The sequence below is a fragment of the Arthrobacter sp. 2RAF6 genome, from assembly GCF_052115205.1.
In the GTDB taxonomy this organism is placed as follows: Bacteria; Actinomycetota; Actinomycetes; order Actinomycetales; family Micrococcaceae; genus Arthrobacter.
In genome coordinates this window covers 37,299-53,175 of sequence record NZ_JBFRGF010000034.1, presented here as the reverse complement: position 1 = coordinate 53,175, position 15,877 = coordinate 37,299, and the positions used below count along the sequence as shown (strand labels likewise).

The 15,877-nt window shown below is 64.0% G+C and carries 13 protein-coding genes and 1 pseudogene; 8 read left to right on the top strand and 6 right to left on the bottom strand.

Features of this window, described 5'->3' with window-relative positions:
- Positions 1–481 precede the first annotated feature (481 nt).
- Positions 482–976, top strand: a complete 495-nt coding sequence (locus AB4Z38_RS20060) for an FBP domain-containing protein (RefSeq protein WP_441431333.1) — start codon at positions 482–484, stop codon at positions 974–976.
- Positions 977–1,121: 145 nt separating this feature from the next.
- Here AB4Z38_RS20060 and AB4Z38_RS20055 read toward each other — a convergent pair whose 3' ends face one another.
- From AB4Z38_RS20055 to AB4Z38_RS20045, 3 genes and pseudogenes are all read right to left on the bottom strand, one after another.
- Positions 1,122–4,586, bottom strand: a complete 3,465-nt coding sequence (locus AB4Z38_RS20055) for an ATP-binding protein (RefSeq protein ID WP_441431332.1) — start codon at positions 4,584–4,586, stop codon at positions 1,122–1,124.
- A gap of 200 nt (positions 4,587–4,786) precedes the next feature.
- Positions 4,787–5,662 (bottom strand): annotated as a pseudogene (locus AB4Z38_RS20050) (DUF4194 domain-containing protein); the annotation flags it as partial.
- Positions 5,655–7,112: a DUF3375 family protein gene (locus tag AB4Z38_RS20045; protein ID WP_441431331.1), complete on the bottom strand. Its 1,458-nt coding sequence runs from the start codon at positions 7,110–7,112 to the stop codon at positions 5,655–5,657. The gene AB4Z38_RS20045 and the pseudogene AB4Z38_RS20050, both read right to left, overlap by 8 nt.
- A 245-nt stretch (positions 7,113–7,357) precedes the next feature.
- On the opposite strand from AB4Z38_RS20045, the gene AB4Z38_RS20040 reads away from it, so the two are divergent.
- Together AB4Z38_RS20040 and AB4Z38_RS20035 are read left to right on the top strand one after the other, a co-directional pair.
- Positions 7,358–7,660, top strand: a complete 303-nt coding sequence (locus AB4Z38_RS20040) for a hypothetical protein (protein WP_441431330.1) — start codon at positions 7,358–7,360, stop codon at positions 7,658–7,660.
- A gap of 64 nt (positions 7,661–7,724) precedes the next feature.
- Positions 7,725–9,677, top strand: coding sequence for an acyl-CoA dehydrogenase family protein (locus AB4Z38_RS20035; protein ID WP_441431329.1), 1,953 nt, complete (start codon positions 7,725–7,727; stop codon positions 9,675–9,677).
- On the opposite strand, the gene AB4Z38_RS20030 is transcribed toward AB4Z38_RS20035, so the two are convergent.
- Positions 9,674–10,078, bottom strand: coding sequence for a YchJ family protein (locus AB4Z38_RS20030; RefSeq protein WP_441431328.1), 405 nt, complete (start codon positions 10,076–10,078; stop codon positions 9,674–9,676). The two genes, AB4Z38_RS20035 and AB4Z38_RS20030, sit on opposite strands and share 4 nt — an antisense overlap.
- Before the next feature lie 192 nt (positions 10,079–10,270).
- Here AB4Z38_RS20030 and AB4Z38_RS20025 point away from each other — a divergent pair, with 192 nt between their 5' ends.
- Positions 10,271–11,053 (top strand): hypothetical protein, encoded by a 783-nt coding sequence (locus AB4Z38_RS20025; protein WP_441431327.1) that lies wholly within the window; start codon positions 10,271–10,273, stop codon positions 11,051–11,053.
- Between the two features lie 111 nt (positions 11,054–11,164).
- Here AB4Z38_RS20025 and AB4Z38_RS20020 read toward each other — a convergent pair whose 3' ends face one another.
- On the bottom strand, positions 11,165–11,656 hold the full coding sequence (locus tag AB4Z38_RS20020; RefSeq protein WP_441431326.1) for a flavin reductase family protein: 492 nt from the start codon (positions 11,654–11,656) through the stop codon (positions 11,165–11,167).
- Between the two features lie 245 nt (positions 11,657–11,901).
- Between AB4Z38_RS20020 and AB4Z38_RS20015 the strand changes: the two genes are divergently transcribed.
- The 3 genes from AB4Z38_RS20015 (at position 11,902) to AB4Z38_RS20005 (ending at position 14,145) form a co-directional block, all read left to right on the top strand.
- On the top strand, positions 11,902–12,936 hold the full coding sequence (locus tag AB4Z38_RS20015; protein ID WP_441431325.1) for an aldo/keto reductase: 1,035 nt from the start codon (positions 11,902–11,904) through the stop codon (positions 12,934–12,936).
- A gap of 54 nt (positions 12,937–12,990) precedes the next feature.
- On the top strand, positions 12,991–13,386 hold the full coding sequence (locus AB4Z38_RS20010) for an RNA-binding S4 domain-containing protein (protein ID WP_441431324.1): 396 nt from the start codon (positions 12,991–12,993) through the stop codon (positions 13,384–13,386).
- A 141-nt stretch (positions 13,387–13,527) separates the two neighbouring features.
- Positions 13,528–14,145: a uracil-DNA glycosylase gene (locus tag AB4Z38_RS20005; protein ID WP_059388685.1), complete on the top strand. Its 618-nt coding sequence runs from the start codon at positions 13,528–13,530 to the stop codon at positions 14,143–14,145.
- An 8-nt stretch (positions 14,146–14,153) separates the two neighbouring features.
- On the opposite strand, the gene AB4Z38_RS20000 is transcribed toward AB4Z38_RS20005, so the two are convergent.
- On the bottom strand, positions 14,154–15,155 hold the full coding sequence (locus tag AB4Z38_RS20000) for a glycosyltransferase family 4 protein (RefSeq protein WP_441431323.1): 1,002 nt from the start codon (positions 15,153–15,155) through the stop codon (positions 14,154–14,156).
- A 147-nt stretch (positions 15,156–15,302) separates the two neighbouring features.
- On the opposite strand from AB4Z38_RS20000, the gene AB4Z38_RS19995 reads away from it, so the two are divergent.
- Positions 15,303–15,809, top strand: coding sequence for a hypothetical protein (locus AB4Z38_RS19995; RefSeq protein WP_441431322.1), 507 nt, complete (start codon positions 15,303–15,305; stop codon positions 15,807–15,809).
- Positions 15,810–15,877: the final 68 nt, after the last annotated feature.

The following is a 15,877-nucleotide window of genomic DNA, read 5'->3' as shown; positions in this document are numbered from 1 at the left end:
CGTCCCGTGCGGCTGCAAATAGTACTCATGCATGAACTCACGGATCTCTTCACGCGTAAAACCCTTGTTATCAACGGCCATCGCCGGCTCCTTCAATCAACAGGTAATGAATGACTCACAACCAGCTTGACGATGAGGGGCCCGCTCACCTATAGTCGGGATTTTTGGACACCGAGGACGGCGTTTGCAAAGATGACAGAGCCGGTTGATTCAACGGACCGCGCCAGGGCCGCGAAAGCGGCGGAGATCGAGAGGATGAGCATGCGCACTGCACACGTTGGCGCTGCCATGGTTGGCGAGGTGGCCGTGTTGGCCTACTTTGCATCCCCCTCTGCGTCGGCCATCCCGCTCGGCGGCCAGGGAAACTAACCCCGCCGCCCCGCACGAGCAGCACGCGAAGGGTTCCTTTGTCGTGCCCTCAGATCGCCGAACGCCAGCGTCCTTACTCTTCGGAGCCCAAACGATCTGAAAGAACTTCGCCGTGCAGAAAATCAGCGCTCAACAAATCCGTTCCTCATTCATCAATGCGAGCCGCTCGGAGGCCACCAAACTCAACCTCCCGAAGGACTTCGATTCCCTCGACTGGGACAGCCTCGAATTCCTTGGCTGGCGCGACGAAAAGATGCCGATGCGGGGCTACCTCGTCCTTCCGAACGATAGTTCGCTCACTGGCATCATGCTGCGCGCGCCCGAGGGAGGCTCCGGCAAGAAGCGCTCGGTCCTTTGCGAATTGTGCCGCGACGTGTTTTCCAAAGACGATGTCTATCTTTGGGTTGCCAAGCGCGCAGGCCAATCGGGGCGCGACGGCAATACCGTGGGGACGTTGATCTGTGCCGAATTCGGCTGCTGCGCCAACGTCCGCAAGGAGCCCCCGGCGAACGAGATCAATCCGGACCCGGCCGCCGTAGTCGTTCGCCAAATCGCCGGACTGCAGTCCCGGACCGCCCAGTTCCTGGGGCGGGTCCAAGGAAAGTAGACGCCGCGGCGGCAAACGCCCGCTCACTTTTGAGGGCAAAACCCCCGACGCCGGCTCTCGTCTAGTGAGCGGGCGTCCGCCGAAAGTGCCACATAGGTGAGCGAGCGTCCCGCCGAAAACCGCTATAGGTGAGCGGGCGTCGGGGCTAGCGGAGGACGATGTCCACGGGGTTGGCTTCGGAACGCCATTCGCCGGGCACGCCCGGACCGCCGATGACGGGAGCCGTGAGCACGCCGGAGCGGTTGGTTCGTTTGTCGCGCAGGATTTCCGTGACGGAGCCAAGGTGCCGGGACAGGTCAATGACGTTTTCGGGCGCGGCCAGCAACAACTGGAAGCCGAACTCGTGCAGGGCCTTGATGCCTGCACCGGCGAACTCCTCCGAGGCCAGGACGAACGCCTCGTCCATCATTACCGTTCCATAGGTCGTGAAACCCTGCTCAGCGATGCCCAACTGGTAGCTCAGGGCCGCCGCCATGATGAACGCCGTGAAGCGTTGCCGCTCACCACCGGACATCGAGCCGGTGTCCGCGTGCATGTATACCTCGGTCTTCTTTCCACCCCGCGGGCCTTGGACGGAGCGGTGCTCCTTGCACTGGATGAAGAGATGCCCGCGAACATCCAGCACCTCGGCTCGCCATCGCCGGTCCTCGGGGGTCTGCGAACCGAGCCGCTTGACCAGGGTCTCAAGCGACTTGTAGCGGTTGGTGAGTTCGACGTCGTCGTCCGCCTCGCTCGGGGCCCCGGCACCCGAAGCCGCGCCGGCCGCGCGGGACGGCCGCGAGTGACGCGTCTTCAACGCGTTGTGGATGGCGTCCTTGAACTGCTTCGCGGTGGCGGGCAGCGTCTGCTTGATGTCGAGTTCCAGGAAGCTGCCCTCGTGGAAATTGACCTCGGACAGGATGCCGTTGAGGGGCAGGATGCGGCTCGTGATAGCGCGGCGTTCCTCGTCAAGCAGGTGGAGCAGCGTGCTGAACGATTCGTGGGTGCGCTGGTTGAAGAACTGCCGGAATTCGGCTTCCTGCGCGGGCAACCCTTCGCTGACGATCTGGTGATAGCGGGACTCGAACTCCCCCGCAGCACCGATCGAGGTGCCGTGGTCCGCGGAAATGGCGGTGCCCCATTCGCGTACGAATCCTTCGAACATGCGCGTCAGCCGCTCGGCCAACGCCTGCCCGCGCGACTCGGCGGCGTGCAGTTCCGCCAGGAGCTTGCTCCGGACTTCGGCAGCCAGGGTGTCGAGTTCGTGGAGCTCGCCAACCTCACCGAATGCGCTGAAGTACGGTTCGAGGGCAGTAACAGTAGTGCCCGACGGCGGCGCCTGGTCCAGGCGGTTGCGTGCGGCATCAAGGAGTGCGTCAGCCGTGGTCATCTGGTGGTCGAGCGTCCTGTATTCGCTCTGCAAAACCGCCGCCGACCCTGTGGAGGACTGGTGCTTTTCGCGTACGGCCTCGATGTTTGCACGCAAAGGTTCCAAGTCGGCCTGCGCTGCCAAGGCGTCCTTGAGCCGCTGTTCGATCTTCGCCAGCTCCTCGGCCGCCACTGCTGCAGAGACCTGATCCCAGCCACGTTCGTCGTCGGCGATGCGGCGCAACGCTTCGAGCTGGCGCGTCATGCCTTGGTGGGAATCCTCGCGGCTTTGGGCGAGTTCTGCGGCCTTCAGAAGCTCGTTTTCAAGCTCGCCGACTTTCGCCGCCACGAGCTCAAGCTTGGAAGCATTGTCGAAACCGAGAACGTAGTCCTGCCGGCTCGTGAAGCGGTCGTCCTTCTCCACGGTGTGCCTGTTGCGCTTGACCACTCCGCCCAGGCTCAGGCCTTTGTCCAGCTTGGCGAGCTCGTCCGGGTCCTCGACACACGGGTAGGCGAAATCGAGGGCGATCCGCTCGCGGATCCACTGTCCGGCGTTCTCATTGGCACCCAAGGTGAGGATGTTCAGCTTCGTCAGCAAATCGCCGTCGGACACGTCCTCCACAGCCAAAGCGCCGCCCGCGAGCGGTTTGGAAACGTCCACGGCCCGCAGCGCGCCGCGGACAGTGTTGTCGTTCAGGTAGCGCGTGACCGCAGCGAAATGCTCGCCCGGAACCAACAGCGTCGTGGCCAGGTTCCGCAGGGCGCGCTCGGCCGCGGGCCGCCACTGTTCCTCCCCCTCGGCGAGGTCTATCAGCTCGCCTCCAAAGGGCATGCGGTCCTCGGGAACGCCGGTGGCTGCGGCGATCGCGGTGCGGTTTTCAATGCTCGACGGCGGCAGCAGGGACTTGCGCGTCTTCAGCGAGACGAGCTCCTGCTGGGCTGCGGCGAGTTCGCGTTTCTTGGTGGCGTGGCCGTCGAAGGCTTCGAACCGGAGTTCCCTCAGCGCTTCGGAATCGTCCTTGAGTTCGACGGAGCGGCTCGCGGCCTGCTCGTGGGCCTGGTCCCACCCCTCAGCCGTCCACTCAAGGTTGAGTCCGGCGTCGGCCAGTGCTTGGCGGGCCGCTTCCTCGACCTGCTGGCGAAGCTTGAGGCCGACCCGGGCATTTTCAAGCGACTGCTCGATCGCCGAAATCGCGTTACCGCCCTGGTTGTTGTAATCCGATTCGAGCTGGCGAAGTTCCTTGGCGAGCGCGTCGCGGACCCCTCGCTCAGCGCTAAGCTCCTTGGCTTTCGCCTGGGCAAGGTCCTTGAAGCGGGCCAAGGTCCTGGCGTGGACCGTGACCGAGAGCTGCTGCTTGTAGGCGTCGAATTCCTCGCCGCTGAGCTCCCGGAGCCGGTTGGCCTCCAGCAGCGACTGGGCATACTCCTTATTCATCCCGGGAACGGGAGCGAGCTGATCACGCTGCTGGCGGACGTCCTCCAGCCGCTGCCTGATGGACATGAGGTTGCTGAATTCCTCGACGACGTCGTCCGCAGCAGTGAGCGTCGCGGGTGCGTCGAGCACCTGGTCGCGGAAGAACGTGTTGACGCTGCCGCCGAGCCCCTTACCGGCCTGGATCACACGCAAAAGCGGAAGCGCCTGGTCCGAGTTGATGCCGAGAAGCCTGCGGAAACGCTCCGCAAAAGCCTTGTGGACATCGAAGGTCTGGGCATCCGGGAAGATGGTCTCAAGCGCGCCCTTGGTGAAGCGCTTCTCCGCGATGCCCTCGATCGCTCCGAGATCCAGGGGCTTGTTGTCAATCACGTAGAACCGGCCGACGCTGGACTCCGTGCCGTTCTTTGGCAGGTCAAAGAGGGCCGAGATAGTGATATTGGTTCCGGCCGCATTGTCGAACGTCAGCGCGACGGCGGACCAGGTGGCACCCGGGCGCTGGAAGGCACTCGCCGAACCCTCGCCCACGGCCTTGTCACCCACTTTTCCACGCATGTACGTGAAGGTGGTCCTCTTGTCCTCCACAGCCCCGCCAGCCCGCTGCGCGGCAGCTTCATTGGAGCGCGGACGGGCATCGAAAACGCGCAGCATGGCATCGAAGAGGGTCGACTTGCCGACGCCCGAATTGCCTGTGAGCAACGTGCCGTTGCGGTCCACGTGCATCGTGTGGGCGCCATGGAACGTGCCCCAGTTGACCACTTGGACCAGGGCAAGGCGCATCTGGCCCGGGTTCGTGAGTTCGCCGATCGGAAGCATCGTCGCAATGGTCATTTGGCCGCCTCCCTCTCGGTTGCGTTCTTTGTGGTTGCGTCAGTTGTGGTCGCCTTTGCCTCCGCGGTGGATGCCGGCCCCGCCCCTTCGCCGCTCGGCTGATCTTCGATCAGCTCGGCGCGCGGCTCCGGCAGGCCCGATGCCACTCCCTGGCCGGCATCCACCGCTGCGGCTCGTTCGTCGCCGTTGGTGTCATCCACCTCGGTGTCATCGGGCAGCTCGGAAGCGTCGCCTTCGTCGCCGTCGTCGTCCGCATCTGTTAGTTCGATGAGGGGTTCCGTGCCTGATTCGTCGGCTGCTATTGCGATCAGTGCTTCGATTTGGGCCGGGATGTCGCCGATGTTTTCGAAGGGGAGGGCTAGGGGGAGGGCCCTGGAGATGGCGAAAGTGTCCTCGATGCCCGTGGCCAGGAGGAGTTGGCGGGCCAGGAGCTTCGTGATTGTACGGTTCACGACGTCGGTGTCGCGGAGGGCGTCTTGTTGGCCGGATGGCTGGTAGTGCGCCACGAGCTCGGCGATTTCTTCGCGGTTGATCACCGGGTCGGTCTGGGCCGTCACATGGCGGTCGAGGAGGAGCCTCAAGCGCAGAAGCACGATGGTTTCCACCCGGCTCAACGCGCGTTGTTGGCGAAGGATGCTCGAGCGGGTGCTTCCTCCGATGGCTTCGGGATCGACGGGTCGGAGCACCGCGATCTTGCGTTCGTGGTCCAGCTGCAGGTTCAGGAAGAGCTCCGAAAGCCGGCTGCGGAGAATCACTTGGTTGTCCAGAAGGGTCGTCCAGAGCTTTTCGTCGCGGCCGCCGTCGACATACGGGCCCTTGAGTAGCCGCACGAGGGCCTGGCGGACCTTCATGGGCAGCACGCCGGTGTCGCCCGGGAACAGCGCCGCGCCGTCGACGAACGTGTCGCGGGGCGTGACTCGGAACGGATCCGGGTGGACATGTCCATTCTCCGCCGCAGGTTCCGCCGTCCAGGAATGCGCATGTCCGTCTTGGGGAGCCTCGGACTGGACATGCTGCGTTATGTCCACTCCTTGCTCCGAAGAGGGGGCAAGCTCGGTGGGGTGGGCGTCAGTCATCGGAATCCTTAGTCAGCGTCACGAGCGGCAGGTACGCGGTGCGTGTGCTGCCATCGATTTGTTCGAAGTCGACGTTTTCCCAGGCGGCCCGGTCGAACGCCGCACCACCGTGCAGCGCTTCGGACAGGAGGGCCCGGACCGTGTTGATGTGCCGTTCTTCCTCCGGGAGGTTCGTCCAGGCCTCCGCCAGTGTGGAGGCGCCCGCCATTGCCGAGCGGACGACGTCGGGCCTTGCCTTCGCGGAGCGCAGCGAACGCACGCGGTCGGAATCGCTGAAGGCGATGGGGTCGGCGAGCTTTGGAGGCGCCGCGAACTCATCCGGATCGAAGAGCTTGACCATGGCGAGCGATTCGAATCCCGCGTTGAACAACACCGGGCCGCGGACAAGGCCGGGACGGTCGCGTTCGTAGGGCATGGAGCGAATAGCCTGTTCGGCTTCGCGCAGGACCTGCCGGAGCCGGACGGACTGGCGGATGTCGTCGCTCTGGATGTAGTTGTTGAGGCTTTCGGACAGCCTGCCGTAGATGCGCTGGATCTGGCTGTGCTGGGTACGCAGTTCCGCCACGAGGTTTTTGAGGGTTTCCCGGTCCTCATGGCTCAGGTCGTCCGCGAAGTGGCGGCTCAACACGTCGCCGATCGCTGAACGGAAACGCAACTGTTGCTGCGGGTCCTCGAGGAACGCCGTGAAGGAGCGGAACGTGCGGCCTTCGGGACTCTGCCGCAAGCGTTTGTCCGCCTCCAGGACCTGGGCCATGGTGGCGCCCTTGCTGAGGGACTCCTCGATGATCTGGTTGCGGAGCTCCCCTACAAGTTCTTCGATGCGGTCGCGCATCTTTTTGTAGTCGGCAGGCAGGCTCGCCGCAAGGTCGAGGATGTTCCCGGCTGCTTCGACGGCTTCCTCATCGTCCAAGAGACCGTCGAAGTCGCCCGAGCTGATGTCTTCGATCAACTGCTGGCGCTCCTGGATCTCGTCTTCAAGGGATTCCAAACGGGCGCTTTGGTCCGGGTTCGTCTCATTGGCGAGCTTTTCGACGTCGCCCAGCAGCGTTCCGAGCCGGGAACCGTTGAGGGTGGAGCGTTCGCTGGAGAGGCTATCGAGGAAAGCCAGGACGCGCGCGGCGGCCTCGGTGATTTCGTAGACGATCTGGCCGGACTGGCTGCGTCGGGTGAGGAACTGCTTGCGGGTCCATTCGTCGGCGAACGCCTTGCCGCTCCCCTGGCCGCCCAGTCCGGGATCCTGCCTGCGGAGCTGCTCCAGGAAAGCATCGACGTCGGCATGGAACTCTTCGAGCGGAAGCTGCGGCCTTGTTCGGGTGAAGGATGCCTGGAGCACCGCAATGACCCAGGGGGCCGAGCGCGTGAGAGCCCATGCGGGGCCTTTGGTCAGGAGTTCGAGGTCTCTGAGCCGTGCACTGATGGCGTCGGCTGAGGACATTGCTGAGCGGGACACTTACTCTCCTTCAGCTGCCGCGGAACCGTCTGGCAGCGGAAATCCCGAAAACTGCCCCGTACAAGGTTAACGCAGGGTGCGCCGCAACCCTTCCGTGACCTACCTAGCGGTATGGTTTCGATCGCGTATCAACAGGCCCGGCTCCGGTGTCGTTGCTGGCAGAACCGTTGATGCCACCCCTAGTGTCGACACCAACGACGTCGACGCTCCGACGTCGGCTTTGGCAGCGTTGCGGAGGGGACCCAATGCAGTTCGACTTGACCACTTTAGACAGCAGCACTTATGTCTTCGCGGGAACACTCATCCTTGGCCTGGTTTTGGCAGCCTTCATCGCGGTAGCGGCCATGGCCGCCCTTGCGTTGGTCGGAGCCGGGAGCCTCGCCTGGTACACCGTGAAGAACGTGCTGGGCGGGCTGGTCCACGGCATCAATTTTGCGTGGGACCAGCTGGTCCACCAGGCCGGAAAAGTGGAACTGCCGGTGGAATTCCCATCGCAAACCGCCCCTAGCACAGGTACCTACCCGCGGGTAGCATTGAGGGACAGCTGAAGGGTCCCCCACCCGAGGCGGATCCTGGGCTCGAACCGGCACAACCGGCAAGAGGAGTCCTCCCATGACCTCCGCCACTGATAACAAGAGCAGCGGCGTCACGGCCGCAGAAGCCCGCGCCGTCGCCGAGGCCGCCCGCGACACCGAATGGAACCGCCCGAGTTTCGCCAAGGGACTGTATTTGGGAGACTTCGATCTCGGGCTGATCCATCCGTGGCCCCAGGCAAGAGCCGAAGACGTCGAGCGCGGCGAAGAGTTCATGGCGAAGCTGACGGAGTTCTGCGCCACCATGTCCGGCCGGACCATCGAACGCGATGCCAAGATCCCGGACGAATACCTCGCAGGCCTCACCGAACTAGGCGTTTTCGGCATGAAGATTCCGCGCGAGTATGGCGGTTTGGGCCTGTCGCTGGTCTATTACGGCAGGGCGTTGGCACTGCTGGGGTCAGTCCACCCGAGCCTTGGCGCGCTGCTTTCGGCCCACCAGTCCATCGGCGTCCCGGAGCCGGTCAAAGTCTTCGGCACGCCCGAACAAAAGCAGGAGTACTTGCCGCGTTGCGCCGCCGGCGCCATCACAGCATTCCTGCTGACAGAGCCCGATGTCGGCAGCGACCCCGCCCGGATGGGCTGCACCGCGGTGCCAAGCGACGACGGCGAGTCTTACCTTTTGGACGGCGTCAAACTTTGGACCACCAACGGCGTGATCGCCGAACTGGTAGTGGTCATGGCGGTTGTTCCTGCCCGCACCGCCCCCGACGGCACGGTCCTCAAGGGCGGGATCACAGCGTTCGTCGTGGAAATGGACTCCCCCGGCATCACCGTCGAGAACCGCAACGCCTTCATGGGCCTGCGCGGCATAGAGAACGGCGTGACACGGTTCCACCAGGTCCGCGTACCGGCAGCCAACCGGCTGGGCCGCGAAGGCCAGGGCCTCAAGATCGCGCTCACCACGCTCAACACCGGCCGGCTCTCGATACCCGGGCTGTGCGTAGCGGCGGGTAAGTGGTCGTTGAAGATCGCCCGCGAATGGTCCAACGCCCGCACCCAATGGGGCCGGCCGGTCGGAAAACACGAGGCCGTCGGCAAGAAGATCGCGTTCATCGCCGCCACCACTTTTGCCCTTGAAGCCGTTTTTGAACTGTCTGCCGAGATGGCCGATGCCGGCCAGAAGGATGTGCGGATCGAGGCCGCGCTGGCCAAGCTTTGGTCCACTGAACTCAGCTACACGGTGGCTGATGAGTTGGTGCAGATCCGAGGTGGCCGTGGATTTGAGACGGCGGATTCCCTGGAGGACCGCGGGGAACGCGCGGTGGCCGCCGAGCAGTTGCTGAGGGACATGCGCATCAACCGGATCTTCGAGGGCTCGTCCGAGATCATGCGCCTGCTCATCGCCCGTGAAGCCGTCGATGCCCACCTTTCGGCCGCGGGCGAGCTCGCCTCCGCGGACGCAACCCTGCAGGAGAAGGCGCGTGCCGCCGTCGGCGCCTCAGGTTTCTACGCCAAATGGCTCCCTAAGCTGGTGGCCGGAGCCGGCATGGACCCGCGGTCCTACGCTGAGTTTGGGCGCCTCGCGAAGCAACTGCGGTATGTGGAGCGGGCTTCGCGCCGGCTCGCCCGGCAGACGTTCTACGGGATGGGCCGCTGGCAGGCGAGGCTTGAATACAAACAAGCGTTCCTCGGCAGGATCGTGGATATCGGGGCCGAGTTGTTTGCCATGGCGGCGTGCTGCTCACGGGCCGAGATGCTGCTCCAGACCGCACCGGAGCGAGGCGCAGCTGCGTACGAACTTGCCGAAGCCTATTGCGAGCAAGCCCGGATTCGCGTGGACGGATACTTCGATCAGTTGTGGCGGAACACCGACGACGTCGATCATGAGTTGTCCTCGAATGTCCTCGCGGGCGACTACGCCTGGCTTGAGGCGGGAATCCTTGACCAATCCGAAGGAACGGGTCCGTGGATCGCCGACGCCACCCCTGGCGCCTCGTCGAAGGAGAGCCTGCACCGGAAGTACCGCTAGCCGGCGTCGCCGTCGATGTAGTACCAGCGCCGGTCGATCCGCAAGAAGCGGCTGTTTTCGCGCTGGACTCCACGTTCGCCGTCAGAACGGTAGTGTGCCGCGAACTCGACCGTCCCTTCGGCGTCCAAAGGGCCGCCTCGGTGCGTCGCCAGGATGTCCAGCCGGCGCCATTCGATGTCCGGGTCCAGGTCCAGCGCGGCAGGCCTGGTGTCAGGGTGCCACGTGCGCAGAAGATAATCGCCGTCAAGGACCACAAAGGCCGAGTAGCGCGAACGCATGAGCTGTTCTGCCGTCGGCGCGTCCGCGTCTCCGCGGTGGAAGCGCCCACAGCACTCGGTGTACTGCTCTCCGGACAAACAAGGGCAAGCGCCTAGGCGGAGACGGACCGGATCGAGTGGCATTGAAGCCCTATCTGGAAGAGAAGGTGAGAGCTAGGCAACAAATTTTGCCACAGCAGATAACAGCTTCGAAACAACCTCGGCGAGCCGGAGTTAGGCGGATGATTCATTCAGATTTCGCCCGTAGTCTAGAAGACATGCCCGCAGACCTTCGGTTGCGGCGCCCACCTCACAACTCTGGCTCGGGGAGGCTACGTGGAGGATCCAACAACACTTGGCCTCAATCTGACTTTTTTTGGAACGCTCGGGCTGGCTTTGCTGATGTTCCTTGGCTTGGCCTTCCTGATGGTTGTCACCTTGGTGCTGGCCGGCGTCGCGAAGCTGGTTTGGATCATCTTGCTCGCGATGGTGGGGATCTTCCCGAGGCGCGATGCCGTACCGGTTGTGCACCTGCCCCCGAGGCCTCGACGTGCCCCCGCCCCGCCGTCGGATTCCGAGGAATCGACGACGGCGGAAGACGGCTTGCCGGGCGCGGGGCCATTCGTCCCCGCGAAACCGCGTCCTGGAATCATTGGGACCGCAAGGTTGCTGTGGTCGGCGTCGTGGTCTGCTGTCCTGAACTTCCCTTGGACGTCGCTCGTGAACCCACGGACGTGGCCGAGGCCCGCCCAGGTCAAGGCCGGAATCGCAGCCACGGCCGCCGCCGTAGCCACAACCCAGGCCAAGGAACATCCCTTTGTGGTTGCGGTAAAGCAGGATCCTCCGGTCCTGAACAGCCAGTGGGCTGCCGCCGTCGCCGAGGCTGACGCCCGGGCCGCAGCGCGCGATGCTGAACGGGCGCAGGAAGCGTCAGCCGATGAGGAAGCGTCAGCCGATGAGGAAGCGCCTGCTTCTGACAAGGAACCCGCCGAAGGGAACGCCGCGGAGTCGCCCGGGACTGCCGCGCCGGCCCGCGAACACCGGGGAGACTCCCACGGCGGCAAGCCTGTGTCTTCCGGCCGCATGACAGCCTCTGCCGGGGCCCACCCCCGGGCCTAGCGTCCGCAGTGCCCGGGCTGACCCAACTGATCCCCACCGCCACCCTCGCAGTTGTCGTTTTGGCGCCCGATAACGACACTTACTGCGAGTCAGTTGGGGCCGCGCCCAAGCTCAGGCGGCCAGTTGCCGGAACCCGGCCCCGTGGTAGATGAGGGGCTCGGCGTCGTGGTTGATCTCCACGGACTTCACTTCGAGGACGACGATCGCGTGGTCGCCCGCGGGCGTTTCGGAGACCACTTCGCATTCAAGCACGAGCGCCGCGCCGTCGATCAGCACCGCACCTGCGTCGCTCGTTGAGGTCGCAAGGCCGGCGAATCGGTCCTGCGTCCGCGAGGAAAGCTGCAGGCACACGGATTCCTGGCCTTGGGCCAAAATGGAAACACCCAAACGAGGGGCGCGCCGGAGCTTGGGCCATGTGGTGGAGGAGTTCTGAACCGCAAACATGACCAGCGGTGGTTCGAGCGAGACTCCCACTGTGAAGCTCGATGCCACCAGGGCCTCCGGTACGAAGCCGACCATGGCACTGAAGGCCGCCACGCCTGAGGGAAATTGCGCGAACGCCTGCTTGATCGAAGCGGCTCCATCCACCGTTACCTGGGTCATGGCGGGTTCCTTTCTCTGTAGTTTCGTGCCTGCCTTTCTACTAATTCACTGGACGCAGATAACAGCAATATTTGTGTATTTGCGTGTCGATTCAAGTCAATTCTTAATTCGTCATGCGTTGTTTTCATTACCCCGCAATACGAAAAGCGAAGAATTCGTACGTTTTTCGAGCGCCTCGGCCACGACATGTGTAGCGTCGTGTCAATCCATTGCACAGCCTTGATTCTTCACGGAGGAAGCCGGAGATGAGCCTCAGCGAGCTTCGAACCCTGGGACGCACAGGCGCCCTGATCAGCCCCCTTACCCTGGGAACCCTTAACCTCGGAACGGGTTCGGCGCCCACGGGCGCCGAAGAAAGCATCCGCATTGTCCATGCGGCCCTCGACGCCGGCATCACGAGCGTCGATACCGCAGACATCTATTCGCAGGGCGAGGCAGAGGCTATTGTGGGCCGGGCCCTCCATGGCAGGCGGGATGATGTTTTCCTTTCCACCAAGTTCCACGGACAAATGGGGCCGAATCCCGCGCACGCGGGGAATTCCCGGCGCTGGATCATGAAGGCCGTGGAAGGCAGCCTGAACCGCTTGCAGACGGACAGGATCGACCTTTACCAGGCACACCGCCCCGACTACAACACCGACGTCCTGGAAACCATCACGGCCCTCAACGACCTCATCCGGCAGGGCAAGATCCTCTACTACGGAACGTCGGTGTTCACGCCGTCGCAACTTGTGGAGGCACAGTGGATCGCGACGACGAACCACCTCATACCGCCTGTGGTGGATCAGGTGCCGTATTCCTTGCTGGTCCGCGCGAATGAGCGCGACGTCTTCGCGATCACGCAGCAGTACAACCTTGGCGTGCTCAGCTATGGACCGCTCGACGGCGGCTGGCTCTCCGGGAACTACCGCGTGGGAGTTCCCCAGCCCGCAAGCTCCCGCGCGTCGGCCGTTCCCGGGCGCTTTGACGTCTCGGCACCTTTCAACAGGAACAAGCTCCTGGCAGCCGATGCCTTGGCCCGCGTCGCCGAGAGGCATGGGCTCACCCTCATCCAGCTTGCTGTCGGCTTCGCCCTGAATCATCCGGCCGTCAGCAGCGTGGTTATCGGTCCACGCACGGAGGACCATCTGGTCGATTACCTCAAGGCCGCGGATGTTGTCCTCAACGAAGCCGTCCTGGATGCCATTGACGACATCGTGGCGCCCGGCACCAACTTCCTGGAGCGGGACGCAGGGACCGTCGTCCCGCACCTTGAATACGCGGAACTTCGACGCCGGTAATCGGCTGTGCGGACAACGGCCGAGGCCGCGCGCCGACTATACTCGTTCGCAATCATGACTAGCCTTCCGACTTCCGCCCAAACATCAAAAAGCGGCAATGTGCGCATTGACGCCTGGCTCTGGGCCATCCGTGCTTACAAAACCCGTTCCGCGGCCACAACCGCTTGCAGGGCGGGACATGTGCGAATCAACGGGAACCCGGTCAAGGCCTCCCAGTCCGTGATTATCGGCGATACCATCCGTGTACGACAGCCTGGCTTCGAGCGAATCCTTGAGGTCCGGAGGCTCATTGCAAAAAGGGTAGGAGCCGAAGCAGCATCCCACTGCTTTACCGACCACACTCCGGAGCGCCCCGCCGCGCCCGCCCTCGGGCTGCCGCAGCGCGATCGCGGCGCAGGACGGCCCACCAAGAAGGACCGGCGCGATATGCAGAAGCTCAGGGGACAGTAGCCCAGCCGGCAGGCGGGACGGGAAGCCCGCCGCACGGCCCGGCGTCGGGGAGTTTTGTCCCTCGGCTCTGCAGGAGCGTGAGCGACGCGTAAAGTGACAAGAGACGCCGATTCTGGACGCCGCGCTGCCGAAGGAGAGAACGTGACCATTGACTGGGACGAAAAAAGGGCTTTGCTACAGGAGCCCAATATTGCTGCCGTGACGCAGCTGTGCGACGAACTGATGGCCAAAAGGCCCGGTTCTACCGTGCCTTACATCGATCCGGTGCATGACGAAGATGAGTGCCGGATCGTCACCCTCCAGACCAGCCCGGGGCGGGCTCCTACCTCGGGTTTCGTATCGCACCTCAACGATGACGACGCTGCCCGACGTGCGCAGCTGATCTATGACTCAGCCGACTTGGACGTCCGCTATGTCATGCCGTGGAACTGCTACCCCTGGGTCCGCGACCCGGAACTGCCGCCGGCACTGAGCGCACAGGAGAAGACCGACGGGCTCCGCCCGTTCCGCCAGTTCCTCAAGATCAACAAGCGGGTTTCCGCCGTCGTCGCTCACGGCGCGGAGGCCGCCGCCTTCCTTGCACTCTTTGAGAAGACCTACCACTCGCCGCTCCGGCAGCACGGGATCAAGGTCTACAAAGCCAGCGCGCTCGGTGGGCGGGCGTTTGCCCTGTCCGAGGCGAAGCAGCAGGAACTCCTGGCCAAGAACATCGAAACCTACCGGGACGCGATGCAGCGCGCAGGCATCCAGCACCTATAGCTAAGCCCTTACTCCCCGGTAACGGCGCGAAGGACCTCCCGTGCGGTGTCTTCCCATCGCGGCAACACCCTGCTGGCTGCCTCGGCTGCTGCCCGCCATCCCTCCCGCAGGGCAGGGTCGCCAAGCCATCTCCGCAGGAGCTTCTCCAGCGATCCGATTCCTGCGGTGAGATCGACCGCTTCACCGGCACCGTGGGCGCCGAGCGCTTCGACGGCGCCGGTTCCCTTGCGGACCACTACCGGTATGCCGTGAGCCAGGGACTCCTGGACCACCATGCCGAAGGACTCCGAGTGTGAGATCAACAGACTGAGATCAGCACGGAGCCACTGTTCCTCCAAGGCCGGGCCGGAAAGCTCAGCCGTTCTTTCCACCCGCTTTTCAAGTCCATTCCGGAGGATGCGCTCCTGCACGGCTGCGGCGTAGGAGGGGTCTGCCTTTGTGGAGCCCACAAGGGCAGCGGTCCACGCCAGGTCCTTGATCCGGGCCAGCGCGTCGACAAAGAAGATCTGCTCCTTATTGGGAAGCAGGGCGCCCACCATCATGAAATGCGGTGCCGCAGCCCCTCGTGGACTCGGGCGTGCCTTCGATGGGAGATCTACGCCGGGGGTCGCCAGATGCACGTTGCTCAGGCCCAATCTTCTGGCCGCTTCGGCAGTACGGGAACCGGTGCAGAGAAGACCTGTCGCTGCGCAGAGCGCGCTCCTCTCGAGCGGATCCTCCCCGGAAGGGGGCACGTGGAGCAGCACCCAGACGCGGTGCCCGGCACTGGTTGCTGTCTCGATTTCCGTGGGCGCGCCCGAGGCAATCAGGCCGTCGACAATGTAGATGCGCGGGGCGCCTCCGGCAAATGCATCGGCAAAGCGACTCCGGTCTCCCGCAGTTCCCGAAGGCCAGCCGCCGTCGAGCGTGCAGACGGAGACTTCTGCGCCCTCCGCGCGGAGTGCCTCAACCAGCCTCGCGTTGTAGACATTTCCCCCGGAACGATGGCGCACATTTGCGGGCAAAATCATGCGGATCTCGACCAAGGGTAGTCCTCCATCACGCCGGTCGTTTGGCCTCACGGTCCTCAGACCATGGTGTTGACCATATAGCCCGTCCAGCTTGCGTGGAAGGCGAACTACATGCCCTGCGCTGCGCATCGGCGGTAGATTGTGGGCATGGGACAGACTTCTTCAGATGGTCGGGATGTGTTCGCTGATCGGCTCTTGGGGGTCGCGGAGTTCACCCACGCACACTGGTTCTTCGGCAATCTCTACGAGGCCATCGTCAAAATCCCGGACCGGGTCGCGGCTGCGGAAGCGAGCCGTGAACTCCCTCGAACCCCCTTTGGAGCGGGAAGCCCCGGGCGCTACTACGCGCCGATCGCGCCGATCAGTGCCCCTGCCGCCGTCGCTGCCCTTATCAGCGGATGGAGGCATTCCGACAGCAGGACTTGGCTGATAGTGGCCGCCGCCAGCTCCGCCACGGGTGCGGCCGCTACGGCGTACCTGCTGCGGTCCATCAACCCCAAGCTGTTCTTCAGCCCCCAGCCGCTCGACGAGGCGCGCCGCAAGCCCCTGTTGAAGCGGTGGTACAGGGTCCACGCCCTCAGGCTCACGGCCAGCGCGGTTGCCCTGGCCGCCATCCACCAGGCCCGGACGATCCGGCTGAAAAGCCCCGGATAAGAATTCCAGGGCGACCCCAAAAAACGGTGAACAAGTTCGTCGAAACCGACGATGGCGTCGAAGTGCTT